The sequence below is a fragment of the Xanthobacter oligotrophicus genome, from assembly GCF_008364685.1.
GTDB classification, from domain to species: domain Bacteria; phylum Pseudomonadota; class Alphaproteobacteria; order Rhizobiales; family Xanthobacteraceae; genus Xanthobacter; species Xanthobacter oligotrophicus.
Genome location: NZ_VTTL01000006.1, coordinates 229,387 through 255,757 on the forward strand (window position 1 = coordinate 229,387; position 26,371 = coordinate 255,757).

Here is a 26,371-nt window from a genome sequence, read left to right on the forward strand (position 1 = left end):
ACGAACTGATCTATTGCGCTTTTCAAGAATTTTGCTTTGCCTGCGAGAGGTAGACTAGATATATTGCCCATGGTTGCAAAACCTTTGCTTTTGAAGAGGCTGACCTCTCCACAAGGTCGGCCCTTCTTATTTTTTACGCATCGAACTATCTCGACAGACGGCGCGAAATTTAGTGCTCACCTCTTGCGAAATCGACGCTGTTCGTCCTCGAACTCTCCGCGCGTCTGCCTGTTAAAATCGTCGCCGGCAGTGGGGTCTCGCCGCCACTCTGCACACCAGTCTCCACGAGAATCGACTTGAGGCCAGCGGGGCCAGCCTCGCCCTGGACGGGCGGCGCGGCATTCGCCCTCGTAGGCTCTGCCGGGATTGTGCGGGCGGAAGTGCCGGCAGGTCCCGCAGCTCTCTCCTGCCGGCGAGAGGTTCACGTTTCGCGAGCGAAAGCTGCTTTGCATCTCAGGCTCCCCTCTTTGCCTTGCGCGCGGCGATGGCCGCATCGGGCGCCGGATCGAGGCCGATGGGGCGGGATCGGAGGAACTTTTCAACGTCCTCGGAGAGGACGAGAGTTGTGCGCCCCACCTTCCGAGCTGGAAGGGCACCGGAAGCGATCAACCCAAAGGCGCGTGTACGACTAATACCGTAGAGAGCTGGAAAATCGTTTGGACGTATTGCGAAGGGGCGGGAGGCGGCTGACATCATCAACTCCAGTATCTTGGAGCTGGAGCATCAAGCCGCCAACCCCATTGTGCGCCAAATCTGGCAAAGGGTAAGCGGCACCTACTGCGCCGGTGATTCTGCACGTAACAGGATTCGGAGCCGTTTGAAAGCGTCCCGTTAGTCGCGAAAAACGCGACGCGTGACGAATTTTCCATAATTACGCTTGGATGTGGGGGGTATCGGGTACTTTTTTGGCGAAAAATCAAAAATTACCCTCTTACGGCAAGACAAATACCGAAAAACAAAAGGAAAATAATTATAGCTTTGGTCTCCGTACTGTTCAGGTGACAGTCTCTCGACGCAGCTAGTCCTCCACACTATGAAGTCGCTTCGCCCATGAAAAATGCCCCCGCCATGGAGGTGGCGAGGGCGGACAGAACCAGTTCGACTCAAGCCTCAATCAGGCGTTTTTCGCAGTCAGCGAGTGAAGTACGCAGTACATTGGCGAAACGCTCATCGGATGGCCGGGCTATATAAGGATTGATTCTATCCATATGTAATTCAATTTCTTCAACAGTTGCGTCGGCTGGAACGGGGCGAATTAGGCTAAATACCCTGAGATAAATCATGTCATTGCTTGAGACGTTCATTTTGACTTCCTTTATTTGGGATTGCGGATCAAGCCCTGCGAGCGAGGCGCGGGGCTTCGTCGGAAAATATCAGGGTCGGACGTAGATGTTTCCCCCAAATGGGCTGCCTGCGCCAAAAGGATTGTTGATGCTGTCGGGAGAAGATGGGCTCCCGTAGCGTCCGAACGGGTTGCTCGTACTGTCCGGATCGAAAGGATTGGTGCTGAGCCGCCCCGATAATTGCCCCGCTCGTCATAGAGCTTCGGCGCATTGGTCGCGTACGGATTGGTCCACGAATTGTTGCTGTAGGGGCTCCCTCGGTCGGAATATGGGTTCATGAGCCCATCGGGCTTGTAGGGACTGCCTGCGCCATAGGGATTGTTGAGGCAATTCGGATCGAAGGGACAGACGGCCCCGGCAGCGCTGGCAGACAGCAGCAGGACGATGGATGCGATGATGGTGCGCATGTGATGCCCCCCATCAAGCCTGAGCGGGCGTGGACGCCGCTACCAGCGCCAGCATATCCCGAACGATGCCGGCACCCATGCGATCCTCTGAACGGCGCTCATCGTCAGCGAGGATTGCAGCGAAGCGAGGCGGCAGCACATCGTCACCCTGCGCAATCCGAAGCGCCCGAACCTTCAGGGCAATATCGGCGACGGTGGTGGCAGGCGTCTTCGCGATCCGCGCTGCCAATGCGTCGGCCTCGCTCTGGAGTTCGGCGATGCAGACCTCCAGCGCCCGCAGTCCCGAGGCAATGAAGGCCTCTTCACGTTGAGCGTCCCATGCCTCCAGGCGGGCGAGCAGTTCAACTTCACCCGTCACCCTCAGATCGCGCTTCGCCTCGCATCTCGAAATGCGCCGCCCATCGCGAGCCTGATCGAAGAGGGAGCGGCCGAAGACCTTCGCTTCGAGCAATTCATCGTCCGGCACCGGCACGTTGGCAAGCGAAACCGCCTCCAGCCGATACCCCTCCGCGTCAATTTTCTCAATTTCCGCTATTCTGGCAGCGAACTCATCGACCATTTCAGCGATTGAGGCGGATTTATTCAGGATTGTGGCCACATAATTCTCCATTACTAGATTGCTTATCGAGTGCGACGTTGTGCAACGCCAAGAAACTACGTGGCAGCTTTGCCGACCGTCCAATGAAACATTTGAATCGATCCAGCGGCATCCATCAGAGGGATGAATCGTTGGGCTGAACTCGGATTGACCACAAGCGCTGTGGGCGCCATGCTTCGGATGGCTCCGAGGTCGTCCCGCGTTAGCTCAACCTGCGCATCGACGCTGGCACTGGCTGCGGTCTTGGAAGCGCCCCCGGAGCCGCTCCAGAAGAATATGGACATAGAGGCCGGCGCGCTGATGCAGAATGATGCGCGTGGAGAGGTTGTCCGCGAAGACATCAGAGACTACCTTTCAGATGGCTCCGGGTCGCCCCGTGTCTGGTCAGCCGGTCCCTCAAGATCGGATATGGCAGCGGTATTGATGGTGGCTTGGAGTTGCCGCTTTGGCCCGAGACTGCGCTAGGGGACCTGGAAACGGGTTGATTGGACTGCGCCCTTTCCCAGAGCGGTTTCTCCCCTTCGCATGTGGGGATCGAGCGGCGCCTTCTAACCGATGAGGTGATCAAGGTGCCGCCGCGAGAAATGATGGCACGATCACTCGCACCCTGATCTCCAACGCCCGAAGCGACGGCGGCGAAACACTGTAAGGCGCCGTCGCCGTTGCCGGCAATCCTGCAGTGACCAGCCAGCTCACTCCTCAGGCTCGACCGGCATCTCCTCAATGGCGTCCATGACCTTTCGAGCCGCAGCCTTCGTCAGCCGGACCGCTTGAATGTGGCCATACCCGGCATCGCGCAGTTGGCGGTAATATGCGCTCTCATCCGCAAGCTTCGAGGCACTTGAAGCGCCACTTGCCGGCGTGTTCGCCATCTCATCGATCACCCGGACCGCTTCACGTGCGGCCCCGCCACCGCCCTGCAGGCCACCCACAACAGCGCCGGCAGTTGCGCTGCCACCCGTCGCGACCGAAGCGACGACGGTAGGCAGCATGCTGCCGAGGGCATCTGCGGCCAATGCGACGTAGCCGTAGAAGCTCGGGTTTTTGCCGAGTGTCCACGTCGATGGCTTCAGAAGATCACCCTCCGGCGTCGAGTTCGCTATGGCGCGTTTGGTGTATTCGGAGACACCACCACGCGTCCGTTCACCCATCCCGTGAAGCGCGCTGGCAACACCCTCCATGAGGTTGGCCGGACGATACTCCGTGCCCGTCGCTGCCTCGACCAGCGGCGCACTGGTATTGCGTGCGATAATCCTAGATGCGACACCAGCACCGTGAGCAGTATCGCCAAGAGCGCCATAGACGCCTGCGGACCCAAGCAGAGCGAGGTCGCGGGCCTTGCCCGCCGCCCCCGGTTCATCCGCCTCGGGCAGTTTCTCCCGTGACGGCGCTGCCTCGCGACCGCCCCCCAGCATGGGCAGCACCGACAGCCGGCCGAGATGGGCCGCCAGATCTCGCCCCCGCGCCTTCACCTGAGCCGCCGGCACCTTCGTCAATAGGAGCTTCGCCAACTCCGGATCGAGCATCGCATCGCGAACCAACTCGTCCACCCGCTTCATGCCGGCATTCCGGATGGCCAGCGCCGCCGCCGTGCCGAGCGCTGCAAACCCGCCGGTGGTGAAGCCGCTCACGGCACCGACCGTGCCGGCGCCGCCGAGCGCCTGAGGCGTAAGGAGGTGTGCGAGAAGAGAGCGCGCTCCCCTCTGGGTCGCGGCGAGGTCCTGCGCGGTGTTACTGCCGCCCGGCAGTCGCACGGACGAAATCGAGCGGTTCGAACGCTTCAGGTCGGCAGCGACGCGGCCCAAAAGGTTGATTTCCTGTTCGGAAAGGACCTGCCGCAGGGCGGCGCCATTCGACTTCAGGAACCCCTGGAGCGCATCGGACTTGATCGTGTCGCGCCCGCTGGTGCCGGCCTCGGTGTTCGACAAGAACCGTTCCGTGATGTGGTCCGCCACCGCCTTGCGCAGCCCCTGGCGCGCCTCGGGATTGCCGCCGGTCTCACGCGCCAGGCGCCGCATCTGGGCAGCAGCATCCTGTTTCTCGAAGATGCCGCCGATGATGCGCTTCACATCCGCCGGATCGTCCACGCTCATGAGGCGGGAGATGGTGCCCTGCTGGAAATCATCCAGCGCCTTGCGCCGTGCAGCCGCAAGCCCTTCGATTGCCTCCGATGCCGTGGTGGCGTCGGCCAGCTTCGCGTCGAGTTCGGGAAGGGCTCGCAGTGCCTCGCGGTACTTGGCGCGCCAAGAGTTCACCTTCGCCGGGCTCAGCGTCCCGTCCGGACGCTCTGCCATGTGACGCAGGTCCGCCACCGCATAGTCGGCGATGACCGCGTTGGCCCGCTGATCGCCCACCGCGCGACGGAAACTGTCCACCGCCTCGAACCCACCTTCGCCCTGCCGAAACACGCGAGACGCCACGGCATGATCCGGAAGGCCTTCAGGGAAGAACCGAGCCTGATCGAGCGCGCGCGACGCCTTCTCCGCCGTGCCCATATTCCGACCGAGGCCGGGCATGGCGCGGAGGGCGTCTCGGTACTTCGTCCGCCACCGCTGGAAGGCATCGGGATCGAGCGTGCCGTCCTTCCGCGTCGCGACGCGGCGCAGATCCGAGATGGCATAGTCCGAAAGCACCTGCATGGCAGCTTCGTCGCCCACCGCCTTCCGGTACGCGCCCACGGCCTCGAAGCCCTTCGGCCCCGGTTGGAAGACCTTGGCGGGCACCGCAGCATCCGCCATGTGGTACGGGCCATCCTGGCCGGACCGCCGCGTCACCTCGCGCACGGGAGAGGCGCCGAAGGTCTGTGCTCGGTCGCGTGTGGCGGCGCTGGCTTCTTTCAAGCGCCCCACGGCGGCGGCATCGAACGGCTGCGATGCTGGCGTTTCGGCCACGCCATCGCGCCTGGCACGCCACGCGTCGGCCTGCCTCTGTAAGGTCGCCGCAAGGCTGTCTTCCGCATCCATTCGTCCGGAGGCCACCGCGCGGGCATCGTCCGCCGCCCGCGTCGCCACTGCACCATCAATGTCACGCTCCACAGCGCCACGAAGCTGTGACAGGCGGGCATAGGTGGGGGTCTGTCCCTTGCCGGGGCTGGAAAGCTCCTCCCGCATGGCGGTCGAGATGCGGCTGCGGAGCGCGGTCAGCTCGTTGAAGAGGACCGTGTCGCCTTCATAGCCGCGCGCCACGTCAAAGATTGCGCGCTCCTCGCCTTCCATGGGCCTTGCCGATGCCGGCATCCGGTCGATCACGTCTCGCGCCGCTCGCGTGGTGCTGGCGGAAGGCAGGGACAAGGCACCGTCCGGATCGACGGCCCGCCACAGGTCGCGCTCATGGTCCCTCGCAGCACGCTCCGCGTCCCGCACGCGCGAGCGAAGGTCGGAGCCGTAGCCCTCCGGCGTACCGGTGCCGCCCAGATCATCCATGGCGCTGCGAGCACGTTGCTGTGCGCGCTCAACCACCGGGCGTTCAAGGTCTCGAAGCGCAGCACCGTAGGCCTCGGGAGGAAGATCGCCGCCCATGCCTCGGACGCGCTCGGCAGCGCCCGCCGTCGCCTCTTCAATAGCCCGCGCGGTCTCCTTGTCGATGGCGTCGAGCTGCGAACGCAGGGCATTGGAAACAGCTTCGGGCGCACCATCCGGCTGCACCTTGCCAAGGGCGTCGAGACGCGCGGCGTTCTGATCGGCGCGGCGCTGTTGGAACACCTCGGGGTTCTTGGTCGCCACCGCGCGCTCCAAGCCACCGAGGCCCATGTCGCCGATCTGCTGGAAGGTCGTAGGCCGGGATCCGGGGATAAGCTCTTCTGCCGGAGCGTCCAGCGCTTCGCGGACGGCGACGGGATCAGTCGCAGCATCGGCGATGCGCCGGCCGGCCGCCCGTTCCTGCGCCGCCTCCGTGGGGACAAGGTAATCGGCAGCCCGGCGGACGCCACCGGCCACCGCGCCGGGGACCGCCATCACGCCAGCAGCGCCGACACCACCAGCGATCCCGCCCGCCATCTCGGCGAGGCGCCGCCACCGTTCGCCGCCCATCTCATCCGCCACCGTGCCAGCCACCTCACCACCTGCGCCGCCAGCGGCTCCCATCGCAGCATCCGCCGCCAACGCACCGGGGGAAGCCGCTCGGCCGATGAAGGGTGCCGCCGCGTTCACCGCCGCCTCGGTCGCCGGCACGGCCCTCGCCACAACGCCGGCCACCGCCTGCGGTGCGACCATAAGGGCAGCACCTTCACCTGCCTTGCGAAGGATGCGTTCCATGGGGCCGCGCGGCTCGACCTTCGCGGGATCGTTCACGCCCACCGCCTCGCCGGCACCCGCAAGCCACCGGCTCGAACCGGGAAGATCATTGCGAGCCTCCGGCAGATTGGCACCGGTCACGGCGTTGATGCCCTGCACCGCCTTGTTCGTCACCCAAGTGGCGCCGTCCATCGGCGCGCCGACGGTAGAATAGATGCCCTCGTTGAGGCCGGCGGTCAGGTTGTTGAAGGCGCCCGACTTCTTCTCTTCAGGCGCAGCGGTCTGGGCCTCGCCCCCTTGTCCCGGCATCCAGATGGGAGGCGAACCTGCGCTGGACGACGCCTTCCCAGCGACAGGGATCAAGTCATCGAACAGCCCGCCGCCAGCCGGAGCTTGCGTGGAGGGCTGAGCATCCGCGCCGGACGGGATGAGATCGTCGAACATGCCCATGATCAAAGCCCCGCCGGATCGATGTTGTTGTCTCGAAGCCGCTGCATCACCGCATCGCGGTTGGCGCCTCGCGCGATGGCGGCGCGAGCCTGGGAGAGCACATCTGCCCCCTGCTGCTGCCCCGTCTGTTTCGTGGGAGCGCCCTGTTGCGGAGCCGGCTGCTTCCAGATCCCGTCACCACCAGACGCCGGCGCAATTCGCTGCCCGCTCCAACCTTGCGGTGGACGGTATGAAGGGCCGGCCTCACGCATCATGCCGCCGATGGCGGTATGGCGGTTCTGCCGTTTCTGCGAAATCACCTCGGCACTGTCGCCCGGCTGGGGGAAATACTGGCGCCGGGCATTCGCAAACTCGCTTTCGGTGATGACCGCGCCGCTCTCTTTCCGAAGCACCGAGTTTATGAAATTGCGCTGCGCCTGGTCGACTTTCTGCCGATCTGTGCTGGCAACGATGTTGCCGGCACCAGCTGGCAAAGTGCTCGATATGGCGCCGCCAATGCCGCCCGTGATGCCCGAGTTGATCCCCTCGTTCGCGCTGATGACCGCTTCGGCCTCAGCCATGCGGTCTGAGAAAGCGGCGGCCTTGCCCTGACCCTCGTTGAACTTTCCGGAGGCATAGGGGTTCACGCCCGCACCCTCTTCCTGCCGCTTCAGGTCGGACTTGAATTTTTCCTTGGTGAGGTCGTTCTGAAGCCCGCGCTGTTCCTTCGCAAGGTCAGACCGGGCCTTGTCCGTTGCTTCAAGCTGGTTCATGCCGAACTTGAAGACCTGTTCCGGCGACATCACCATCATGCCATAGCGATACAGGCTTTCCATGCCGTCGAATGACTGCTTCGTGACCTTGCCGTCCGGGGTGGTGAACTCGATATCAGCACCGATGGCATTGCCCCGGTCATCCTTGCGGATGGTGGCCTTGGCCGTCACGCCATCGTCGAAGTAGCCGGGCGCGTTGTAGGCGTCGGAGATGTGCTTCGCGAACCCATCGGCATCACCCATCTGGGCCGCCTGCATGCCGCGAACCCAGCTCTGCATGCCCTTCTGAACCTGTTCGTTCTTGACCCACTCCTGGTAGGCCTTGGCCTTCTCCGGCTGTCCGGCGCGGATATAGGCCTCGGTCACCTTGGGGGTACCCTCCTTCACGTAATAGTCGAGGAAGGGCTTCACGCCGTCCTGAGCTGCCGCCTTGGCCTGCGCCTGATCGGTGAAGGTCTTGTCGCCCACCTGCCACGCTGGGAGGCCCTTTCCATCCAGGGTCGGACCCTGCGCCTCGACAGGCAGGATCGATTTGCCGATGTCGGCATTGCGCTTCGCGGTGGCGTCGGTGGCCGCCTGATTGTAGGCGCCCCTGACGCTTGCCTCGTCCTGCCATGCCTTTCGCTGCTGATCCCGCTGTTCACGCTGGAAGCCGATATTCTCGTCTTCCGCCGCGCGACGCCGCGCCCGATCCTCTGCCGCAATGGTCCGGTCCTCGTCCTCGAGCCGCCGCCTGCGCTCACGGTCTTCCTTGTCCGACACCATCCTGTCCATGGTGGTGAAGCCGGTCATGAACGAGCTAATCCCCAATCCGCCGCTGACCATCACGCGTCCCCCTCAGTGTTCGTGGTGAGGGCGACGCTGGCCGTAGCCCCATCCAAAGCAGTTTTGATTTCCGCCATGCGCGCCAGGACATCGGGATGCAGCGCGGTCTCCACCGTGTCGCCGCGATCCAGTGCCCTGCGCAGGCGGGCGGCATTGGCCTCGACCTGGGATCGGCGCCGGTCACTCTCCAAGTCAGCGATGGCCATCAGCGCGACGGCAGGCACATGATGCAGCGAGGCGATCCGCTCCACGTCGCCATGGGACGCTTCAGCGTCGGTTGCGAGAGATGGCGCGCGAAGGATGAAGATGTCAGCACCGCCTTCAGCAGCAGCAGCTTCCAGCGCGGCAAGACGGCCGGCCATAGCAAACGGGTTGAGGACCAGAGGCTCCAACCCGATGAAGTACCGCAGGATGAAGGCGGGAACCGGCTCAGCGCCGGGTGAAGACGGGGCGCGCATCATGCGCATCCTCCTGATCGGGTGTGGGGGCGAGGCCAATGGTGAAGCCGTCGCGCTTGCTCAGCACGACTTTCACCTCGCGGGGCGCCTCAACCGCGAGGTGCGCATGGTGTCCGCTCCGCGAATTCCGGCGCTCGGCAAGCATGACCACCGCGTCGCCGATGCGCAGAACTTCGCCCATGTGGAGGGAAATGAGCTTCATGCGCCAACGATAGCGCGGCTCATAATATACTGCAATATCAAATAGTTAATAGGAATATCGCGGACGCTGGCGGACGGCTGTGAACGTCCTCGGACGTTGACATGCTGATCCTTTGTGAACTATAGTTGACACATGATCGAGGTGCGCCAGACTGACGAATTCATCGCCTGGATCAAAGCGCTTCGCGATGCCAATGCCCGAGCGCGGATCGTCAACCGTATGCGCCGCCTCGCTGCCGGAAATCCCGGCGATGTGAAGCCGGTGGGCTCGGGCGTCAGTGAAATGCGGATCGACTACGGTCCCGGCTACCGGGTCTATTTCGTGCAACGCGGCGATGTGCTGGTGATCCTGCTGTGCGGCGGAGACAAGCGCACGCAGGAAAAGGACATCGCCAAGGCAAAGGCGCTCGCCGAGGATCTGGAGGACTGACATGGCAACCAAGACCACCAAATTCGACGCGGCGGACTACATCGACACCGCCGAGGATGTCATCGCCAACATCGAAGCCGCCTTCGAGGATGGCGACCCTACGGTCATCACCATGACGCTCGGCGACATCGCTCGCTCCAAGGGCATGACGGCGGTCGCGAAGGATGCTGGCGTGACCCGCGAAGCGCTCTACAAGGCTCTGAGCGCAGATGGCGATCCGAAGCTGTCCACACTGCTGGGGGTGATGAAGGCGCTTGGCCTGCATCTCACCGTGGTTCGGGGTCGTGCAGCATGACCAAGCTCGCCGCCGAGGAGGCCGTAGATGCTGCGGCCATCATGCGGGGCGCTCCTATCAACCTGGGGGAGGCGGTTCCGCGGACGATCGGCCAGCCCGCAGCCACCCAAGGGGACCGCTAGGCCGTCGGCGACTTCATCATCCAATTGGAAGCCTCACGCAGCCTGCAGCGCGGTCTCTTCCTTGAAGTCGTAGCGGTGCGGGAGGCAGAGCGTGTCTTGGTTTGAACTGCGAACCAACTCTAGGGTCTGCAGCGTGTCCGCCTGGAACGCCGGGCTGAGTTCCAGACGCAGATACTCGAAAAGCTGCCGGTCATGGACGGCAATGATCACCTGCCGTCCATGCTCCTTCGACAGCGTCCGCAGCAGCGCGGCGAAATGGGCGATATGGATGTCGTCCATCGACTGTACCGGATCATCGAGGATCAGCCAGGGGAGTTGCGGCTTCATCGTCATGTGCAGGGCGATGAACAGGGTCAGGGCCGCGGTGTTGAGATTTCCGGCGCTCAGCATGGCCCCAGGGGTCCCGCCATCCCCACCGAGCCGGTGCTGGGTGATCAGCGTGGGCTGCAACTGCTGGCCGGCAGTTTCGGGGATCTTGAAGGCCGGCACGAACGGTTCGCTGGGCGCCAAGCGGACGAAGAGGTCGCGCCAAAGCTTGTTGAGCCGGTCGTTGAATTCATGCCGCACGATCTCGGAGCGTACATCCTTGACCGCGGCCTTGATGGCCTGAGCCGACTTCCGGCTCGCCGCGCCCCGCTCCAGAGCCTCCTCGATGCGGGCCAGATCGCCTCCGAGCCTCTCCAGCAATGACACGACCTCGCGGCGCGCGGCGACCTCGCGCTCCAGGCTGTCGATGCTCTCGAGCGCCCGGCGTCTGGCGGCTTCCCGTCCGCTGAAGGTCTCTATCATGTTGCTCAGAACCTTGCCGAGGCGGGCGGCCATGGCGTCGACGGTCTCGGTCTCGGACGCGGCAGGCTCGCCGATGGCGAGCGCCAGTTCCGACAGCGTGCTCAGCGCGACGTTCCGTGCCAAGCTAAGCGACTGCAGCTCAGCCAGCCGACGGCGTGCAGCGGTCTCCAGTTGGCCCAGGCGCCCGCCCTCCCTCAGGATCGGCTCGAGCCCTCTCAAGTCCCCGATCAAGCGCGACAGGGCGCTGGCTTCGCGGGTGAGGTTGGCGAGGTCGACGTCAGGCGGGGTTCGCGACTGGATCTCGGCGGCTTCCTGTTCTAGTCGCGTCAGCAGCGCCTGCTGAGAACTCCTATTGCCGCTGAGATCCAGAAGCCGCTGGGCCGAAGCCGACAACCGGCGCACGTGCTCGTTAACGTGCGCGGCCAAGGTGCCCTGTTTCGTTTCCGAGAAGTTCCGATCGCAGACCGGACAGACGTCGTTAACGATGAACGCGGCGATCTCGGCCAGTGCCGCGCTCAGACTGGCCGAATTGGCCGCTAGCTTGGAGAACTCCTGTTCGATGGTCTCCAGGTTGCGGCTCGCGACTTCGCGCTCCTCGACGATCTTCCCCGCTCGTGCGACGTCGGTGGTCGACTGATCAAGGCGCTGCAAGGCAATCTTCTCCAGCGCGGCCAACTGCAGCACGGCCGGCTCGACGAACTCGCCATAGGAGCGCGGCAGTGACGAGCGCGACAGAACCTTGGAGACCCGATCGAAGAGCTGATCGGCAGGCTGCTTATTTGCCGCTTCCCAGGCGGCCAGAGCCGCGGCGGTCACCTCGTGCGCCTGCGCAAATTCTGCTTCGTCGGGCGGGGCGGCGTCTTTTTCATGCTGCAGATGCCGCAAGGTGGACTGCAGTTGCGCTTGATGGTCACGCGCGGCGGCAGAGGCCCGGCTGTCGGCCGGATCGATGATAAGGGGTCGGTAACGGCCGATCTCGTCGATTGGCTCTTCGATCTTGATGCCGATCGGCGAGAGCAGCAGATTTAGCTGCGTCACGGCCGCGGAGATCGTCTGGGACATGGCGTCCAGAATCTTGCGGTTGCTGGCGATATCGCGGTCCAGGCGCATCTTCTCGGCCTCGAATTGAGAGAGCCGACCAGCGGCCTTGCGCAGATTGCGGATGTCGTCTGCCGGCGAAAGGCCCAGCTCAATCGCATCGAGCCGCTTGAGGCCCAACAGCTCGGAGACGAAGGCGGCCAAGGGCGACTCCGCATCGGCCCTGGCCTCCTGGTACATCTTCAGCAGCTGGTTCAGCAGCGATTGCGGAAGATAGCAGCGTTCCTTGAAGAAGTGACTCAACCCGTCGTCGAGCTTGGTGACGGTGGTCGCCCCCTCCGGGGTGATATTTGTTTCGAAGCGGTTGCGCTGCTTCAGGCCGAGGGTCTCCAACACAACCTTCCCCGACAAGGCTCCGCGGTGCAGGAGCTGGCGCCGGTAATCCTTGTCGGCGAGGTCGAGAAACTCGACGCCGCCCCTCAGCGCCAGTTCGATAGCTGACAGCAAGCTGGTCTTGCCGGCCCCGTTCTCGCCGTGGATCAATACTGTGTTGGCATTCAGCGGCGCGGTAAGCGTCCCGCGGATGCTGCGAAAGTTGCTGATTTCCAGCCGGTCTACCAGCACCTGCGTCATTGTTCGGCCTCCAATGGCCCCAACACATCGTCGATGCGGCGACCAAGGGCGGCCTTTACACCCGACTCCCCCCGCGTCGAGTCGGTGATGATCTCCCGAAGCAAGGCTGCATCGACGTCTGCGGGCAGGCGCGTCAACAGGAGGTCGAGTGCGCCGGTTTTGATGATCTCGGAATCCTCGGCGACCTCCGGCAGGCGAAGCGGCAGCAGCAGGCGGATCTGGTCTTCGAGGATCTCCGCATCCTTATGCTCGAGCGCGCCGTCCGCATCGAGCGCCAGGGCCGGCACCTGCAGCACCCGGCAGGTCTCTGCCAGGGCCTTGACGTCGTCGGTGAGCACGGCGCCGACCAGCACCGCGCTCAGCGTATAGCGCGACTGGGTAACGTCGAGTGCGCGACTGAGGGTTTCGATACGATTGCGCACGGCAAGACCATTGGTGTCGCCATGCTCTCCGGTGACTGCGTCAACAACGATCACTAGGTCCAGAGCGCGCGCGCCCACCCCGCGAAGCGCCGCGGTGAACTGAAACTCGACCGATGCCACCCGGAACGGTGTCGACAGGCGCACATAACCGGCTGCTTCTAGCCGTTCGACCAGCGTCTGAACCAGCGGCGACAAGCTCATAGCGTCACCTCCGAAATGAACCGCCGACGCAGATCGTCGAGATCTGCCGCGCCCTCGACGATAGGCTTCATGCAGACGTGGATCGTCTGTTGGCGATTGGAACGACCGGGCGGCCGGCGAGGCCCCCGCGGGCTGGAAAGACCCCCGCCCGTCGCCCCAGCGCTCAGCAGCCGCCACATCTCATCGCCATGGATCACAATGCTATTATCGTTCAACGCGCCACTCTTCTTCAGGAGCAGCGCCTGTCTGGCGCTCTGAACCACGAATACCGGACGTTCCTGCGCACCAGGATACACCCCTTTGGCGACCAAAGCGCCCGCGGAGATATCCACGGCAGCCGGCGGCATCAGCGACCAGATCACACCCAGCCCATGCTCAAGCAAGCTCAGAACCAAGGCCAGGTCTCCGAAGCCGGCGGCCACGGCGTTAGCGTCGCTCGCCACGTGCTGCACCGTAGAGTGGTTGATGGCCTCGTATCGCCCAGGATTTGCCGCCAACTGTCCGTCGCGAAAGAGCGAAACCAAGCGCGACCAAGAGGCGATCGCCAGGTTCACGAAATCCGTCTGATCGCCCGTCGCCTGAGCGGCGATCGTGTCGCAAAGCCGACTGAGGGCCTTGCCCAGGTCGGCGGCGAGGCCAGCCGGCGCGCCGGTCGCCAAGCGCTGGGCCAGCAGCAGGCTCAGCTTGTCGGTCACCACCCGCAGGGCCAGGGCGGGCAACACCTGTTCAGGCTAGGCCTTCAGCAGGGCGCCGGCCTTGATGGCGACCATGTTGGGATTGTAGCTGGCGCCATAGACGATCTTCAGCATGGCCACATGCTTGTCGCCGAGATCCTTCGCGTTGCAGAAGACATGGCCTTGGGCGGCGGGCGCGGCCCGGCCAAGGCCAAGGGTGATCCTTGCGCGCGGCCGCGAACAACTGTTGCAAATTGACGTCCTGGAGCGAAAGGCCGACCATCATTGCCTTTCTGTCTGTGGCGATTGCGGTGACGCGGCCGACCATTGGCGCGAAAAGCCGGTTGTTGGCCCATTCGTTGATCTGGGTGGCGCTCCCGGTCAGGAACTTGCGATACCGATCAGGGTCCTGGGTCGCATGGACGATGCAGCCGTGGAACTTCAGCAGCCGCGCCTTTGCCGCGCCGTCGCGCAGGTGATCAGGATCAACGACGACCTGCAGATTGCCCGCGCATCCGGTACCAAGCCGTTCGACGGCAGCCTCGATAAACCCGTCCCAGTTGGCCGAGGCGATCTCTTGGACCACGCCCTCCAGAATCAGGATGGCGATCGCCAGATGCTCGGCCGCGGGTGGCGGCGGGTTGGCGAAGGCGGCGCGGACATTGACGCCGTCCCACAGGAGATAGTCATCCAGCTTATGGGCTACACGGACGTCGAGGAGTTCGGAATACTTGTCCCACAGCCGGTTGACGATCGCCTTGCGCAGCTCAGGGGGCCAGGTGGCGAAGGCCGTGCCCCGATGCGGCGCGACGTCGGTGGTGGCGGCCTCGGCGATCCGCAAGGCTTCGTCGAAGGCTGGCGTGAAATCGGCAGTAGTGGCAGGATCAGCCGCGCCTTGGCGCAGAAATTCCATCGCTCGTTCGATGAGGCCGCCGAGACTGGGCGCGTTTCGCGAAATGCCCGAGCCAACCCAAAGGGCGAACTCGCCATTCTCAACCGCCTTGGCGACGTCAGCGAAGTCCACATCGAGCTTCTTGAGCACCTCGAGCATGCTCATGGTGACGGCCGCGCCACCGGTCATGTTCGCATCATCCCGTCGACGCTCGCGGCCTAGGACCGCTCCCCCTTTTAAGCTACACCATATCGTCTGTCGAGCGACTGTCCACGCCGATTGCCCGGCTGATGGCTACGGCTGGGCCAACGGCTGGTCCTTCCTCTCGCCGCGCACAACAATGTTCAGCGCGCCGTTCGGCAAGGGCCTCTGGAGCGCCTTCGCCTTGTCCCACGGCGCCGACATCCAAGCCTCGAACTCGTCAGGCTTCGTGAGCACCACCGACATGGCCTTCGGATGGATTGCAACGACTGGCTCTGATGGTTCGCAAGTGAGGAAGCCGTAGAGGTCGGCCGTCACCTCGGAGTGGGCGCGGTCCTCTCGCCATCTGGTCTCCGCTCGCTGCCGTGCCGAGGGCCGGCCGCTCCTCGGTGATCGACGGCGTCACCATCGACGACAACGTGTGAGCTATGCTTCAGGCGAGTGCCGGCGGAATGAGGCGTCCCATCAGCGGGAGTAGGCGGCATCAAGCCGCCCGCCTCTTCGCGACCTTGGCAATAGTCGCGCGGCTACACCCCGTCGCGGCCTGGATCTGCGACCACGACACTCCCTTCTCCAGCATCGCGGTGATGCCGGCATTGCGTCCCACGTCCTCGGGGCGCCCGGTATAGCGGCCCTCGGCCTTCGCCCTGGCCTGCCCCTGCGCCTGACGCCGCCGCCGATCCTCGTAGTCCTTCCTGGCGACCGCAGCGAGCACGTCCAGCATCATGGCATTCACGGCCGCGAACATGCGCGAAGTGAATTCGTCGGCAGGTGTCGCGAGTATCCACGAGGTGGGCAGGTCGAGCGCCACGACGCGCACCTGCCGGGCGTCCAGCTCGGAGCGGAGGCGTTGCCAGTCGGCGGACGTGAGTCGGGACAGGCGATCCACTTGTTCGATCAGCAGCACATCGCCGGGACGGCTATCGGCCAGCAGTCGGAACAGCTCCGGCCGCGCCAGTTTCGCGCCGCTCTCGTTCTCGACGTAGGTCGCCGCGATCCGCAGGCCCTTGTCGTTGGCGAAGGCCTCAAGATCGGCCCGAGCACGGGACGCATCCTGCTCATCGGTGGACGCTCTCAGATACAGGCGAACGAGCATGGATGCCCCCGGACAGTTCACTTTGGATGGTTCATATCTATCTGGTTCATTTTGAATGGTCAATTGGCATTTAGTGAACCGCTCAAAGGGCGGTTCACTTTGGGTATACCCAAAATGCACCTGCGGATTGGGCGGCCGGCCGTGACGCAGGCCTCGAACTTTACCCCGCCAAATGGGCATGATACCCAATTGGTGGGGCAACAAGACAACGCTCGTTCTCAGCGGGGCTTAATGTGCGACTCGTCGGTTCCAAGGAAGCGCTGATCGTCACGAACCTGACGGCGGACAGGCTGCGGGAATGGACGGGGCGGCGTGGTCTGATCGCCCCGGACGTGGCCGCGCGAGGTAAGGGCACCCAAGCCCGGTTCTCATGGCGAACGTTGTTGGTGCTGCGAATTGCAGCGACCTTGCGCGACTGCCTTCACGTGGAGCTGGAAGCGTACAAAACTGCCTTGGCGACTTTGCAGCAGCATCTCGTAGGCCAGCCATTCCACGCCCTGAGTGGAATGGTCCTGGTGATCGGCGCGGCCGCCGCGCCGGTACTGCGGCGCCCTGCCGACGTGCGCGTGGACCTGGGCGAGCCGAGCTTCGTGGTCGCCCTGCAGCCGCATCTAGACGCCATCTCCTCGGCTCTTCACCTGATCGAACCGATGACGCAGTTGCCGCTATTCCCTACTGTAGCGGTGCGTTGATGGTATCGGCGCGTGATTCCAGGCTCAACCTGGCACTGATCCTGCTCAGGAAGCTAGGCTATGACGAGAGCGCTGGCTGGGTTCCGGCTGACCGCTTCGATGCGCTAAACGTCCATCGCTTCGCTCTGCAACAGGCCCGCGAGGAAATGGGCGTGATAGGCGCCTTCTGCCTGACCCGACAGGGCCAGGAAACCCGAACTATCATTACGCCACTGGTCTTCGTCGCCGTCGCCGACGACGAGACGGCTGCCCAAGAAATCCACCGGCGGGTGTGGAGCCAAGGCCTAACTCCGTTCCTGCTCATCGCCTGTCCTGGCAAGGCAGCCGTTTGCTCAGGGTTTTCCTTCACCCACCGTGACTGGCCGAACTCGGTCGACTGGTTCGGGGCCGACGCCATTGCGGCGCTGCCACCCTCGCCGTATGGCCTAGTGGCTTTCGTGGCGCCCAGCGGCGCGCTCTGGGACTTGCGCGCCCCGCGTCTGAGAACCTCGCTGTTCTGGCGCGATCATTCCATCGACGTGGCCGGCCGCGTCGATCAAAGGCTGATCGACAGTCTCGAGGCCCTGAGTGACATCCTCATCCGGGGGCGGAACCTGTGCTCCCCGCTGTCGGCGGCGGCCGCCAACGGTTTGATCGGGCGATTTCTCTACATCTACTTCCTAGCCGACCGGGGGATCATCAGCCAAGCGTGGTTGGATGGACGTGGGCACAGCGAGATCACCCTAGCTGAACAGCACCGCGAATGGCCGTGCCCGGCGACCTGGGCGATGTTCGACGACCTCGATTCGATCTTCAACGGCAGCATCTTCCCGCTGGCGGCCGAGGAGAGGGCTGAGATTAATGCCAGCCACATCAACCTCGTACGCTTGGTGATGAAGCACGACGCTGAGCCACTGCGCTCGGGCGCTGTCCAGCTCAGCTTTCTCGACTTCTATCTTGGGGCCTTGCGGACCGAGACCCTGTCGGCAGTCTATGAGCAGTTCCTGGAGAATCTAAGAGCCGGCGAGCGTCGCCGCTCGGGCGCATTCTACACACCGCCGTTCTTGGTCGACTTCATGCTCGATCGCCTTGAGGAGCATCAACCGCTGACCGATGGGGTTTCTGTGCTCGACCCGGCAGCCGGCTCGGGCGTCTTTCTGGTCGGCGCCTACCGGCGGATCATCGAGCGTTCGCGCTCGACCCGTACGGACGCGAGATTGAGCCTGACTGACCTACGCGGTCTGCTCGTGCGTAACATCTATGGCGTAGAGCGCAACCGCGACGCCTGCCACGTTGCCGCGTTCAGCCTTTATCTGACGATGTTGGACTATGTCGACCCCCGCGATCTCACCCGCGTGGCGGCAGGCGAGGATTCTGAAAAGCTCTTCCCGGCGCTGATCGACAACAACCTGTTTCCCTCCGATTTCTTCGACGATACAGCCGCGCGAAAAGTGCTCAGGCGTGCAGACTGCATCGTCGGCAACCCGCCTTGGCAGACCCTGGCAAAGCTGGAGTCGCCGGCGGCGCGCGCTTGGCAGCAGGGACACACCGACGACGCACCGATCGGTAAGGAGCAGGCGGCCGAGCTTTTCGTTTGGAAGGCGCTCGCCGAGCATCTGAAGCCTGAAGGGTTCCTGGCCTTCCTGCTGCCAGCTAAGAGCTTCACCAATCCCTCCTCCTGGCCGTTCCGGCGCGAGCTGGCGCGGCGCCACACCGTGCTAGGGGCCGCCAATTTCGCGCATCTGCGCTACCGCCTTTTCTCCAGCGCTCGCCAAGCCGTCGTGGCCGTCGTCGTTCAGGCGCGGCCGCCGCGAAGCCGCGACGCGGCGTGGATTTACTCTCCGCTGTCTGTCGGCCAGCCGATGGCTCGTAAGGAATGGCCCTGGACCGTGGTGCTGGACCGGGCTGACGTGCAGACGGTTCGGCACGATGGCTTGGCTCGCAATCCCAGAGGTTGGTTCGAGGCGTTCATGCTGCGCCCGATCGACCGGCAGGTACACCAATTGCTGGAGGACGGTGTCCTCCTAAATCGTGTAGCCACCCTGCAGAGCCTGGGCGAAGCCCTGAACGCCAGAATCAGTCGCGGGGGCAATTCGACCGAAACCGGCGTGGACCGAGCCCATCTTATCGACGCGCCCAACGAAGACCTCCCAGAGGACGCCGACGCGCACGGGCTACTCGCGGGGCTGGACGGCGAGGGTAAATCCGCAGCCGACACTCTGCCGGCTGAGCAGTGGGCAAAGGTCAGAGCGCCGTATCGCAATCGGTTTGGCGGCAACGTCCTGCTGATCCCTAGAAACCTAAAAAGCATCCGAGTTGTCGCGTCCCCGACCGGCTACACGTCTAGCACCATGGCGCTTTTCTTCGACAAGCCGGCCGACACCGTCACTGCCCGCGAGAAGTGCCTGTTGGCAGCGATTGGCAGGTTTCTGCGTTCAAACGTGGCGCTCTACTTGGTTGCCACGATTGGCCGGCGGTGGCTGATGGATCGGCGGAACATCGAGCCCGAAGATCTTAAAGCCCTTTACGTGCCGATCATCGATCTAGACGACGCGCGGATCGATGGAATCCTAGCTCGAAGCGGAGCAGAGTTGGACTCCTATATCCTGCAATGCCTCGGCCTCAACGGCGACCTCCAACGGGCGGTCCGGGAGTTCGTAGCATTCCGGATCGGGTTCCAGGATGGCGAGGTGCCGCTTAAGGCGCTGCAGGTGCCAGAAGCTCTAGAAATGGACCGTTATCGCGATGTCCTGCAGCATACACTGGATGGCTTGATGGGACGCAAAAACGCGTTCCGGCTGGAGATGATGACCGATGTCGGTCTCGGAGTCGGGGCGGTCGGAGCGCACTTCGTGAAGGACTATACCACGCCAACGCCGCAGGGCCTCTGCCTCAACGCCCTTGCTGCCTATGCAAGGTCCTCGGCTAACAGTTTCACCGACAGTCTAGCCATGGCGTACTTGGTTAACCCGGTCAGCGTCACCGTCGTCAAGCCGTTGGAATATTTCCGCTGGACTGTCGACAGCGCCTTCTCCGATGGCCAGCGGATCATGTCCGCCTTCTCAAAGGGCAGGGTGTGACCCCGGCACCGTCCGCAGTCCCAGACCTTGCTGCCGTCCTCCTCCGGCACGGATTCTCGCCGGTGGGGGCCGAGCTGTGGGCGCGTTTCGTCGACGAAGTCGCTGCGGTGCTGGGTCAGGCGGAGCGCGAACTGAAGGTGCCAGCGACATGGGCAGCGTTCACGTCAAAGAGAGGCGCACTGGGCGTCGGCAAGCGTAGCGCCAAAGCGGGCGCGGTCCGTCCGCCGCTTGAGGACGCCCTGACCGCAGAATTGGGCCATATCGCTCGCCGCCTGCGCGCGAGCCTGGCTCAGGGGCATTTCCTGCGACTGCACGAGGTTGCGTTCGCCACGGAGCATTTGGTCGAAAGCCGGACCCGAACCGGGCGTTACTCGCGCAAGGTCGACTTTTTCATCTACGCTCAAACTGGCGAGGGCGGTCCAGAGTTGGCGATCGAGGCGAAACCTCTACGCACCGCAAGTGACATCGGCAGCCGATATCTCGCCGCCGAAGGCCTGGGCTGCTTCCTGACCGAGGACTCCCCCTACACCGGCCACTCTCTCGCGGGCATGTTGGCCTATTCGATTGGTCCCGAAGGCCTGTCGCACGCCGCGGCCTTACGCGCGGCGCTCGGGTCAGGTTCGGCGCCCGCCCTCAACCTCGACGACATCCAGTCAAGGGGAAGTGGCCAGATCCTGCTCTGTAGCCGGCACGCTCGACCGGCGCTCTCGACCACGCCGATCACCATCGTGCACTTGGAGATGCAGTTCTCACCGGAACCAGACGCTAGCGACGGCGAGGCAGGCCAGTATTAGGGGCTCTGCTAATGGCACCGGTACCACCTCTACACGTCCCGCCGCTTAGCGCCATCGCTGACATAGATAGTGCGAATGCCGGATGCGTCCGGGCAGAGTCGGAGTAGATCATGGCCGAGCGATTTGAACGCCACCGCCAGCCTTGGACCCATGAGGAACTCGAAAAGCTCAAAGTGCTCGCCAAGAAGGGCATGCCACTCAAAGCCATTTCGAAAGCCATGACGCGCAGCGAGGAATCCATCAAAGACCGCGCCAAAATCGATGGCATCGGGATCGCCAAGCTCAGGTAGGCTCTACTCACGGTACAGCCCCGAATGCGCGCCCCATGCTTGGCTCTCACAGAATGCCAAATTGGCATTTTGGCAATTTCGGCACAATCGGTGTGTCAAAAATATGCGGTCAAGTCATTGAAAACAGGTTATATTTCTATTTTGGCGATTTCGGCATTTTGGCACATAAGACACCCTTTTCTATAAGTAGTAGTATTATAATACCCTTATATCTCCATCCATCATTCCACAGCCTTTGGCTGGCAATGGGCCGCCCAGGCCGTCATCAGCTCCCGGCGCTTCTCCAAGGCATCACCCCGGCGATAGGCACGCTCGGTGGCATCCCCCACGACATGGGCCAGGGCGGCCTCGGCTATCTCCCGTGGGAAGCCCGTCTCCTCGGCTGCCCAGTCCCGGAAAGACGAGCGGAAGCCGTGGACGGTGATCTCCAGCTTCTGGCGGCGCAGCAGCATCTCCATGGCCATGCCGCTCAAGGGGCGGCCCTTCCGCTGCCCAGGGAAGATGTACGCACCCTTGTCGTCATCCTCTGGGCGCAGGGCTTCCAGCGCCCCTAGGAGCGCAATGGCGGGCGCCGTGAGGGGTACGCGATGTTCTCGCCCGGCCTTCATGCGATTGGCCGGCACCGTCCACACCTCGGCCTTCAGGTCGACCTCGCCCCACATCGCCCCCAGCACCTCACCCGACCGGGCGGCCGTCAGGATGGCGAACTCCAGCGCTCGCGCTGCCATAGCCTCCCGTGTCCGCAGTTCGGTGAGGAAGGCTGGCACCTCGGCATAGGGCATGGCGGGGTGATGGCCGCGCTGGAGCTTCTGGCGCTTCGGCAGCAGAGTGTCGAGGTGGCCGCGCCAGCGGGCAGGGTTCTCTCCCGTGCGCAGTCCCTTGGCCTTGGCGGCATCCAGCACCTTCTCGATGCGCCCCCGGAGGCGAGAGGCCGTCTCGTTCTTCTCCATCCACACCGGTTGCAGGACCGCGAGCACATCATCGGTGTTGATGTCCGCCAGCTTCCTCTCGCGGATCTTCGCGCAGTAGGCGGGGCCGAGTGTCATTTTCCATTGTGCCGCGTGCTTCTCATTCCTGAAGCCGGGCGTCAGCTTCTCGGCCATGGCATCCGCGAATGCGCCGAAGGAAGGTGCCTCCTCAGCCTCCTTCTGGCGCGCCGTAGCGGCTTTCCGGCTTTCCAGTGGGTCCTGCCGCTCCGCAGTGAGGCGACGGGCGTCCTCGGCCTTCTGGCGCGCTTCAGCGAGCCCCACGTCCCTCGCCGAGCCCAGCCCCATCTCCCGGCGCTTCCCATCGCGGCGGAACATGAAGAGCCAGGCCTTGGTGCCGGTGGGGCCGACTTGGAGGTAGAGCCCACCACCGTCCGCATAGCGGCCCGGTTCCTTCAGGTTCGCGACTGTCCGTGCGGTGAGACGGTTCGTTGCGCGTGCCACATACCCCTCCGATGGGAAGCCAGCCCCACCGGGATCCTAAATACTCCAACCCCACTTTCAACCCCACCAAGTGAGCTGGCTTTGGCCGGACGCTTTGGAACGGCGGCGGACAGGTGATGGCATATATGATTGATAAAACTGATATTCAGTGAATGCGTCGGAGTGCCTCCGGACAGCAGTTCGTCGGACCCCCTCTCCGCCAGTTCATTTCAATAAGCACTTGATATCAGACATGATTTTCGCCTGTCGAAAATCTGTGCCCCAGCATCTGCCCCAGCGCATTCGCTGGATTGCCCTGATATGCTGTGACACCTCACGATCCGCATGCCGGCTCCATCGCGCGATAGCCAGATTGGCAATAGGCCGCCGCCGCCCGGCCTTCGGCCACCCGGCTCACAATCCGCTCATTTCCTCTCAATCGCACGTTCAAGGCCCTTTTCGTGGACCCGGCTGCGCTCGCTCAGGATTGCTTCAACCCGCTTCTTCACCGCTTCATCGAGCTTCAAGCGCCGCGCTGCTGGATTTCCGCAACGCGGGCCTGAACCTTGACATTTCTTGACAACCTTGAGGCCGCTTCCTGCATGCTCTTGCTGCTGCCGGAATACCCCGCCTCGACATAAGCCTCATCCGCGCTCTTGCCCTTGGCAAGCTCCTGCGCGAAGCGCTCGTGGCGGCCGTTGTGAAGCGGAGCCATCTTCACCCTCTGAATCCACTGGCGGGAATTGGCCCTGAGCACCACCCCGAAAGCCTTGGGGTACAAAGCCTCATGAGGGGTGATTCCACCGTCAGGTCACCACCCCTCAGGCACGGGCCTTCATGCCATTCCCATCACGCCGCTGGTAATCCCCACGGGGCGGCGGCGGGCCATCTCCCGCGCGACCTTCTCCACACCCGGCGAATAGGTGTGGACCGGGATGCCCCGGCTCAGCAGGGCCTCGGCGACGGCCCGATGGGAAGGAGGAGCGCCATCCAGGCTGCTCCGGCGCTCTGGCGCAGGAGGCGCGAGAATGGGGCGGGCCGGCCGGTCCACCCCGAATATGTCACCCATCTTGCCGCGGCCCTGCGGCGTCGGGGCATCCGAGCCAGGCAGCAGCGACGCCCGGATGTAGGCTTGGGCGAGGGAGAGGGCTTCCTGTGGCGTCGGGGTGTCCGAGACCTTCGCCAGCAGCGCCCGCGCCCGGTCCGGGTTCAACATTGCGTCCTTCACGATGTCGTCCACGCTCGCGAGCCCGGCCTGTCGCATGGCCTCGATGATGCGCCCGAGGTGAGCCCCGCCACCGGCGCCTACTGCGGCCCCAAGGCCACCACTGGCCATGCTGCCGGCCGCAGCGCCAGCGCTGGCCAGCGCGCCGGGAGACAGCAGCCGTGAGAGCCAGGATTGCGCCCCGCCGGCCTGTCCCACTGCGAGAAGGTCCTGAACGGTGTTCGACCGGCCGGGAAGCTTCGCGGTTCGGTTCGACCGGCTCAGGTCCTCGGCGATGGCGGCGAGCGTCCTGACTTCATCATCGCTGAACACCTGCCGAAGCGCCGAGGCGGAGAGCTTGACGAACTCCTGAAACCGGTCCGAGCGGATCAGCTTCTCCTGGCTGGTGGCGGCTTCCGTGTTCCCGATGAACCGCAGGTTGATGTAGTCGGCCACGGCCTTGCGCAGGCCCTGCCGCGCTTCCTCGCTGCCGGCGGTCTCGCGGGCGAGGCGGCTCATCTGCTGCACGGCATCCTGCCGGGAGAAGATACCCCCGATGGTCCGCGTCACGTCCGCCGGGTCGTCCAGATTGAGCAGGCGAGCCACGGCGCCTTGCTCGAAGGCGTCAAGCTGGGCTTTCCGCTCGGCTGCGAGGCGGGCCATGGTCTCGGACGCCGCCACCGGGTCGGCCAGCATGCGGTCCACCTCGGGCACAGCCCGGAGTGCATCGGCGTGCTTCTGCCGCCACGCCTGCACCTTGGCCGGGTCCAGGGTGCCGTCAAGTGGGCTTTCCGCCGCCTTGCGCAGGGTGCTGATGGCATAGTCGCGGATCTGCGGCAGGGCCTCAGGCGCGGCATTGCGCAGCGCCTGCATGGCCTCATAGCCGCGCGGGCCGGGCAGGAAGAAGCGGCCGGGGACCACCGAGGCTTCGGTTTGGAACGGCCCGGAGGCGCCCGAGCGCTTGGTGACCGCACCCACTCGCCCAGCGTCGAAGGTCTGCGCCCGCTGCTTTGTCGCCTCGGATGCGGCCTTCAGTCGGCCGGCGGCTCCTTCGTCGAAGTTGGGAATGAGGTTGTCGAAGAGGCCAGGGCTTTGTACGCCTTCAGCTCCCGCAGGCCCTTGAGGTCTGCCGAGGCCTTGAGGTCGCGTTCCAGCCACTGGAGAAACTCGGCCCGCTCCGCTGGCGGCATTTCCTCCACCGCCTTCTGCAAGGCTGTCCCCCATTGGTACGGCTTGCGCTCGCTGCTCATACCAAGCCTGGGTCTTCTGCCTCATAGCGGCGAACATCGCCGCCATGGTGTCCTCTTCGGACATCGCGCCGGCCTGCACCGCCTGCTGTTCCATTGCAGCCTTGGACGCCACCGCGTTCTCGATATCGCGTTCGATGGCGCCGCGCAGCTGCGACAGGCGGGAATATACGCGGGTCTGGCCGTTCGTGGAAAGCTCCTGACGCAGCGCCTCGGACACCCGGCTGCGCAGCGCCGTCATCTCGCGGAATGGCACCACGTCGGGATACTGCAGGGCCGTGGCGATGGTAGCGGCTTCCTCGCCAGCCAGCGGCGCCGCCGACTTCTCCAATCCCTTCACGATGGACCGGGCCGCCTCGCGGGTTCCGGTGCCATGCAGGTTCAAGTCGCCGTTCGGGTCCACGGCCTGCCACAGGGCGCGCTCGCGCTCCTTGGCGACGCCGCGGGCATCCATGATGTTCTGCCGGATGCCGGTGCCGTAGCCCTCGGGTGTGCCCTCGCCGCCGAGCCGGCCCGCTGCCTCACGCGCCGCGTTCGTGGCGCCGGTGACGGCCTGCCCCGTGGCTTCGTCCAGAGCGGCGAGGTTATGGCGCAGGGACTGCACCACCTGTTCGGGGGCGCCCTGTGGTTGAATCCCCCGAAGAGTACCGACACGGGCCGCATTCTGGTCCGCCTGGCGTTCGAGGAAGGCGGCCGGGAAGCGGCTGTCGCTCGCCCGCTCCAGCACGCCCAGGCCCATGTCACCGGTCAACTGGAAGGTGGTCGGCTCCGAACCAGCCACCAGATTGCGGGGCATAGCGCCCGGCTCGGCGGGCAGGCCCACCGTCTTCGAGGCATTGGCCGCATCGATGGCGTCCCGCGCGGCATAGGGATCGCTCGCCGCGTCCCACAGCCGCCGGCCCGCCGCTGCCTCCTGCGCCGCCGGGTCGGACAGGCGGAAATCGCGCCACGCCTGAGTGATCTGGGCAGCGCCCCGGCCCGCCGCGATGGCGCCGGCACCAGCCGCACCGCCCACGAGGTTGCCGGCCGTCTCGGCGAGGGGCTTCCAAGGCTCGGGCACCACCTGGCCGGCCATCTGGCCGCCAACACCGGCCGCAGCGCCCACCGCGGCATTGGTGGCGACATCGCCCACGGAGGCAGAACGGCCGAAGATGGAGCCCAGCATGTTCATGGCGCCTTCGCCGACGGCGCCGGCCCGATTGAGCGTGCCCAGGGCCGCTTCGGGGGCGATCATGCCGCCGACGCCAGCGCCGGCCGCGCGGGCCAGCTTCTCCTCGGTGCTCGTGGCCTGCACCTTGGCGGGGTCGTTTACGCCCACCGCCTCGCCGGCACCCGCCAGCCACCGGCTGGAGCCGGGAAGGTTGGTGCGCGCCTGCGGCAGCTCGGCGCCCGTTACGGCGTTGACGCCCTGCACCGCCTTGTTCGTCACCCAAGTCGCGGCATCCACCGGCGCGCCCAGCGTCGAATAGATCATGTCGTTGACGCCGGCCGTGGCGTTGTTCCAGAGGCCGCCGGGGGAGGGCTGGGCCGGCTGCTGCGGCCGGCTCGGGATCAGGTCATCGAACAGGCCAGCGCCGGCCTGCTGTGGCTGCGCGGGAATCAGATCGTCGAACATGC

The 26,371-nt window shown here is 64.4% G+C and carries 23 protein-coding genes; 6 read left to right on the top strand and 17 right to left on the bottom strand.

From position 1 onward, the window contains the following. Positions 1 to 453: 453 nt before the first annotated feature. The 8 genes from FZ033_RS24665 to FZ033_RS24035 all read right to left on the bottom strand — a co-directional run bounded on the left by FZ033_RS24665 (position 454) and on the right by FZ033_RS24035 (position 9,246). Complete coding sequence (locus FZ033_RS24665) at positions 454 to 696, bottom strand: helix-turn-helix domain-containing protein (protein ID WP_408068481.1); 243 nt, start codon at positions 694 to 696, stop codon at positions 454 to 456. Positions 697 to 1,103: 407 nt separating this feature from the next. Continuing rightward, positions 1,104 to 1,304, bottom strand: coding sequence for a hypothetical protein (locus FZ033_RS11980; protein WP_149576361.1), 201 nt, complete (start codon positions 1,302 to 1,304; stop codon positions 1,104 to 1,106). A gap of 11 nt (positions 1,305 to 1,315) precedes the next feature. Then, complete coding sequence (locus FZ033_RS11985) at positions 1,316 to 1,750, bottom strand: hypothetical protein (RefSeq protein ID WP_210247883.1); 435 nt, start codon at positions 1,748 to 1,750, stop codon at positions 1,316 to 1,318. 13 nt (positions 1,751 to 1,763) lie between these two features. Next, positions 1,764 to 2,348: a hypothetical protein gene (locus FZ033_RS11990; protein WP_149576362.1), complete on the bottom strand. Its 585-nt coding sequence runs from the start codon at positions 2,346 to 2,348 to the stop codon at positions 1,764 to 1,766. A gap of 692 nt (positions 2,349 to 3,040) precedes the next feature. Continuing rightward, the gene (locus tag FZ033_RS11995) at positions 3,041 to 7,030 is read right to left on the bottom strand and encodes a hypothetical protein (protein ID WP_149576363.1); all 3,990 of its coding nucleotides are present in this window, start codon (positions 7,028 to 7,030) and stop codon (positions 3,041 to 3,043) included. 2 nt (positions 7,031 to 7,032) lie between these two features. Further along, positions 7,033 to 8,574 carry a hypothetical protein gene (locus tag FZ033_RS12000; RefSeq protein ID WP_149576364.1) on the bottom strand — a complete coding sequence of 514 codons (1,542 nt, stop codon included), beginning with the start codon at positions 8,572 to 8,574 and terminating at the stop codon, positions 7,033 to 7,035. Between the two features lie 32 nt (positions 8,575 to 8,606). Next, positions 8,607 to 9,068 (bottom strand): hypothetical protein, encoded by a 462-nt coding sequence (locus FZ033_RS12005; protein ID WP_149576365.1) that lies wholly within the window; start codon positions 9,066 to 9,068, stop codon positions 8,607 to 8,609. Further along, positions 9,037 to 9,246 carry a hypothetical protein gene (locus FZ033_RS24035; protein WP_188079443.1) on the bottom strand — a complete coding sequence of 70 codons (210 nt, stop codon included), beginning with the start codon at positions 9,244 to 9,246 and terminating at the stop codon, positions 9,037 to 9,039. The genes FZ033_RS12005 and FZ033_RS24035 overlap by 32 nt, the downstream gene beginning before the upstream one ends. A 153-nt stretch (positions 9,247 to 9,399) precedes the next feature. Between FZ033_RS24035 and FZ033_RS12015 the strand changes: the two genes are divergently transcribed. Further along, on the top strand, positions 9,400 to 9,696 hold the full coding sequence (locus FZ033_RS12015; RefSeq protein WP_149576367.1) for a type II toxin-antitoxin system RelE/ParE family toxin: 297 nt from the start codon (positions 9,400 to 9,402) through the stop codon (positions 9,694 to 9,696). A 1-nt stretch (position 9,697) separates the two neighbouring features. Continuing rightward, positions 9,698 to 9,991, top strand: coding sequence for an addiction module antidote protein (locus FZ033_RS12020; RefSeq protein WP_149576368.1), 294 nt, complete (start codon positions 9,698 to 9,700; stop codon positions 9,989 to 9,991). Between the two features lie 155 nt (positions 9,992 to 10,146). Here FZ033_RS12020 and FZ033_RS12025 read toward each other — a convergent pair whose 3' ends face one another. The 6 genes from FZ033_RS12025 to FZ033_RS12050 form a co-directional block, all read right to left on the bottom strand. After that, the gene (locus tag FZ033_RS12025) at positions 10,147 to 12,573 is read right to left on the bottom strand and encodes an AAA family ATPase (RefSeq protein WP_149576369.1); all 2,427 of its coding nucleotides are present in this window, start codon (positions 12,571 to 12,573) and stop codon (positions 10,147 to 10,149) included. Further along, the gene (locus FZ033_RS12030) at positions 12,570 to 13,196 is read right to left on the bottom strand and encodes a hypothetical protein (protein ID WP_149576370.1); all 627 of its coding nucleotides are present in this window, start codon (positions 13,194 to 13,196) and stop codon (positions 12,570 to 12,572) included. The genes FZ033_RS12025 and FZ033_RS12030 overlap by 4 nt, the downstream gene beginning before the upstream one ends. Further along, on the bottom strand, positions 13,193 to 13,915 hold the full coding sequence (locus tag FZ033_RS12035; RefSeq protein ID WP_149576371.1) for a hypothetical protein: 723 nt from the start codon (positions 13,913 to 13,915) through the stop codon (positions 13,193 to 13,195). Before FZ033_RS12035 ends, FZ033_RS12030 begins: the two co-directional genes overlap by 4 nt. A 7-nt stretch (positions 13,916 to 13,922) precedes the next feature. Then, positions 13,923 to 14,951 (bottom strand): SIR2 family protein, encoded by a 1,029-nt coding sequence (locus FZ033_RS12040; RefSeq protein WP_149576372.1) that lies wholly within the window; start codon positions 14,949 to 14,951, stop codon positions 13,923 to 13,925. A gap of 105 nt (positions 14,952 to 15,056) precedes the next feature. Beyond that, positions 15,057 to 15,281 carry an SOS response-associated peptidase family protein gene (locus FZ033_RS12045; RefSeq protein ID WP_188079444.1) on the bottom strand — a complete coding sequence of 75 codons (225 nt, stop codon included), beginning with the start codon at positions 15,279 to 15,281 and terminating at the stop codon, positions 15,057 to 15,059. A 166-nt stretch (positions 15,282 to 15,447) separates the two neighbouring features. Then, the gene (locus FZ033_RS12050; protein ID WP_149576373.1) at positions 15,448 to 16,059 is read right to left on the bottom strand and encodes a recombinase family protein; all 612 of its coding nucleotides are present in this window, start codon (positions 16,057 to 16,059) and stop codon (positions 15,448 to 15,450) included. Between the two features lie 233 nt (positions 16,060 to 16,292). On the opposite strand from FZ033_RS12050, the gene FZ033_RS24040 reads away from it, so the two are divergent. The 4 genes from FZ033_RS24040 (at position 16,293) to FZ033_RS12065 (ending at position 20,894) form a co-directional block, all read left to right on the top strand. Continuing rightward, a complete protein-coding gene (locus FZ033_RS24040; RefSeq protein WP_188079445.1) occupies positions 16,293 to 16,751 on the top strand; it encodes a hypothetical protein in 459 nt (152 codons plus the stop codon). Then, positions 16,751 to 19,810, top strand: coding sequence for an HsdM family class I SAM-dependent methyltransferase (locus tag FZ033_RS12055; protein WP_188079446.1), 3,060 nt, complete (start codon positions 16,751 to 16,753; stop codon positions 19,808 to 19,810). Before FZ033_RS24040 ends, FZ033_RS12055 begins: the two co-directional genes overlap by 1 nt. Before the next feature lie 62 nt (positions 19,811 to 19,872). Continuing rightward, positions 19,873 to 20,604, top strand: a complete 732-nt coding sequence (locus FZ033_RS12060; RefSeq protein ID WP_149576375.1) for a hypothetical protein — start codon at positions 19,873 to 19,875, stop codon at positions 20,602 to 20,604. A gap of 110 nt (positions 20,605 to 20,714) precedes the next feature. Continuing rightward, positions 20,715 to 20,894, top strand: coding sequence for an SANT/Myb-like DNA-binding domain-containing protein (locus FZ033_RS12065; protein WP_149576376.1), 180 nt, complete (start codon positions 20,715 to 20,717; stop codon positions 20,892 to 20,894). Between the two features lie 221 nt (positions 20,895 to 21,115). Here the strand turns inward: FZ033_RS12065 and FZ033_RS12070 are convergent, their stop codons facing one another. The 3 genes from FZ033_RS12070 to FZ033_RS12080 form a co-directional block, all read right to left on the bottom strand. Continuing rightward, positions 21,116 to 22,324: a tyrosine-type recombinase/integrase gene (locus tag FZ033_RS12070; protein WP_149576377.1), complete on the bottom strand. Its 1,209-nt coding sequence runs from the start codon at positions 22,322 to 22,324 to the stop codon at positions 21,116 to 21,118. A 502-nt stretch (positions 22,325 to 22,826) separates the two neighbouring features. Beyond that, positions 22,827 to 23,018: a terminase small subunit gene (locus tag FZ033_RS12075; protein WP_188079447.1), complete on the bottom strand. Its 192-nt coding sequence runs from the start codon at positions 23,016 to 23,018 to the stop codon at positions 22,827 to 22,829. 120 nt (positions 23,019 to 23,138) lie between these two features. After that, positions 23,139 to 26,369, bottom strand: coding sequence for a hypothetical protein (locus tag FZ033_RS12080; RefSeq protein ID WP_149576379.1), 3,231 nt, complete (start codon positions 26,367 to 26,369; stop codon positions 23,139 to 23,141). Between the last annotated feature and the right edge of the window lie 2 nt (positions 26,370 to 26,371).

What these genes read in the sequence shown, in the direction of transcription:
- FZ033_RS12080 (WP_149576379.1), bottom strand. Translation starts at nt 26,369, where the DNA reads ATGTTCGACGATCTGATTCCCGCGCAGCCACAGCAGGCCGGCGCTGGC.
- FZ033_RS12000 (WP_149576364.1), bottom strand. Translation starts at nt 8,574, where the DNA reads ATGACCGGCTTCACCACCATGGACAGGATGGTGTCGGACAAGGAAGAC.
- FZ033_RS12025 (WP_149576369.1), bottom strand. Translation starts at nt 12,573, where the DNA reads ATGACGCAGGTGCTGGTAGACCGGCTGGAAATCAGCAACTTTCGCAGC.
- FZ033_RS11985 (WP_210247883.1), bottom strand. Translation starts at nt 1,750, where the DNA reads ATGCGCACCATCATCGCATCCATCGTCCTGCTGCTGTCTGCCAGCGCT.
- FZ033_RS12065 (WP_149576376.1), top strand. Translation starts at nt 20,715, where the DNA reads ATGGCCGAGCGATTTGAACGCCACCGCCAGCCTTGGACCCATGAGGAA.
- FZ033_RS12055 (WP_188079446.1), top strand. Translation starts at nt 16,751, where the DNA reads ATGGTATCGGCGCGTGATTCCAGGCTCAACCTGGCACTGATCCTGCTC.
- FZ033_RS12005 (WP_149576365.1), bottom strand. Translation starts at nt 9,068, where the DNA reads ATGATGCGCGCCCCGTCTTCACCCGGCGCTGAGCCGGTTCCCGCCTTC.
- FZ033_RS12030 (WP_149576370.1), bottom strand. Translation starts at nt 13,196, where the DNA reads ATGAGCTTGTCGCCGCTGGTTCAGACGCTGGTCGAACGGCTAGAAGCA.
- FZ033_RS12040 (WP_149576372.1), bottom strand. Translation starts at nt 14,951, where the DNA reads ATGACCGGTGGCGCGGCCGTCACCATGAGCATGCTCGAGGTGCTCAAG.
- FZ033_RS12050 (WP_149576373.1), bottom strand. Translation starts at nt 16,059, where the DNA reads ATGCTCGTTCGCCTGTATCTGAGAGCGTCCACCGATGAGCAGGATGCG.
- FZ033_RS24035 (WP_188079443.1), bottom strand. Translation starts at nt 9,246, where the DNA reads ATGGGCGAAGTTCTGCGCATCGGCGACGCGGTGGTCATGCTTGCCGAG.
- FZ033_RS12075 (WP_188079447.1), bottom strand. Translation starts at nt 23,018, where the DNA reads ATGGCTCCGCTTCACAACGGCCGCCACGAGCGCTTCGCGCAGGAGCTT.
- FZ033_RS12015 (WP_149576367.1), top strand. Translation starts at nt 9,400, where the DNA reads ATGATCGAGGTGCGCCAGACTGACGAATTCATCGCCTGGATCAAAGCG.
- FZ033_RS24665 (WP_408068481.1), bottom strand. Translation starts at nt 696, where the DNA reads ATGATGTCAGCCGCCTCCCGCCCCTTCGCAATACGTCCAAACGATTTT.
- FZ033_RS12020 (WP_149576368.1), top strand. Translation starts at nt 9,698, where the DNA reads ATGGCAACCAAGACCACCAAATTCGACGCGGCGGACTACATCGACACC.
- FZ033_RS11995 (WP_149576363.1), bottom strand. Translation starts at nt 7,030, where the DNA reads ATGGGCATGTTCGACGATCTCATCCCGTCCGGCGCGGATGCTCAGCCC.
- FZ033_RS11980 (WP_149576361.1), bottom strand. Translation starts at nt 1,304, where the DNA reads ATGAACGTCTCAAGCAATGACATGATTTATCTCAGGGTATTTAGCCTA.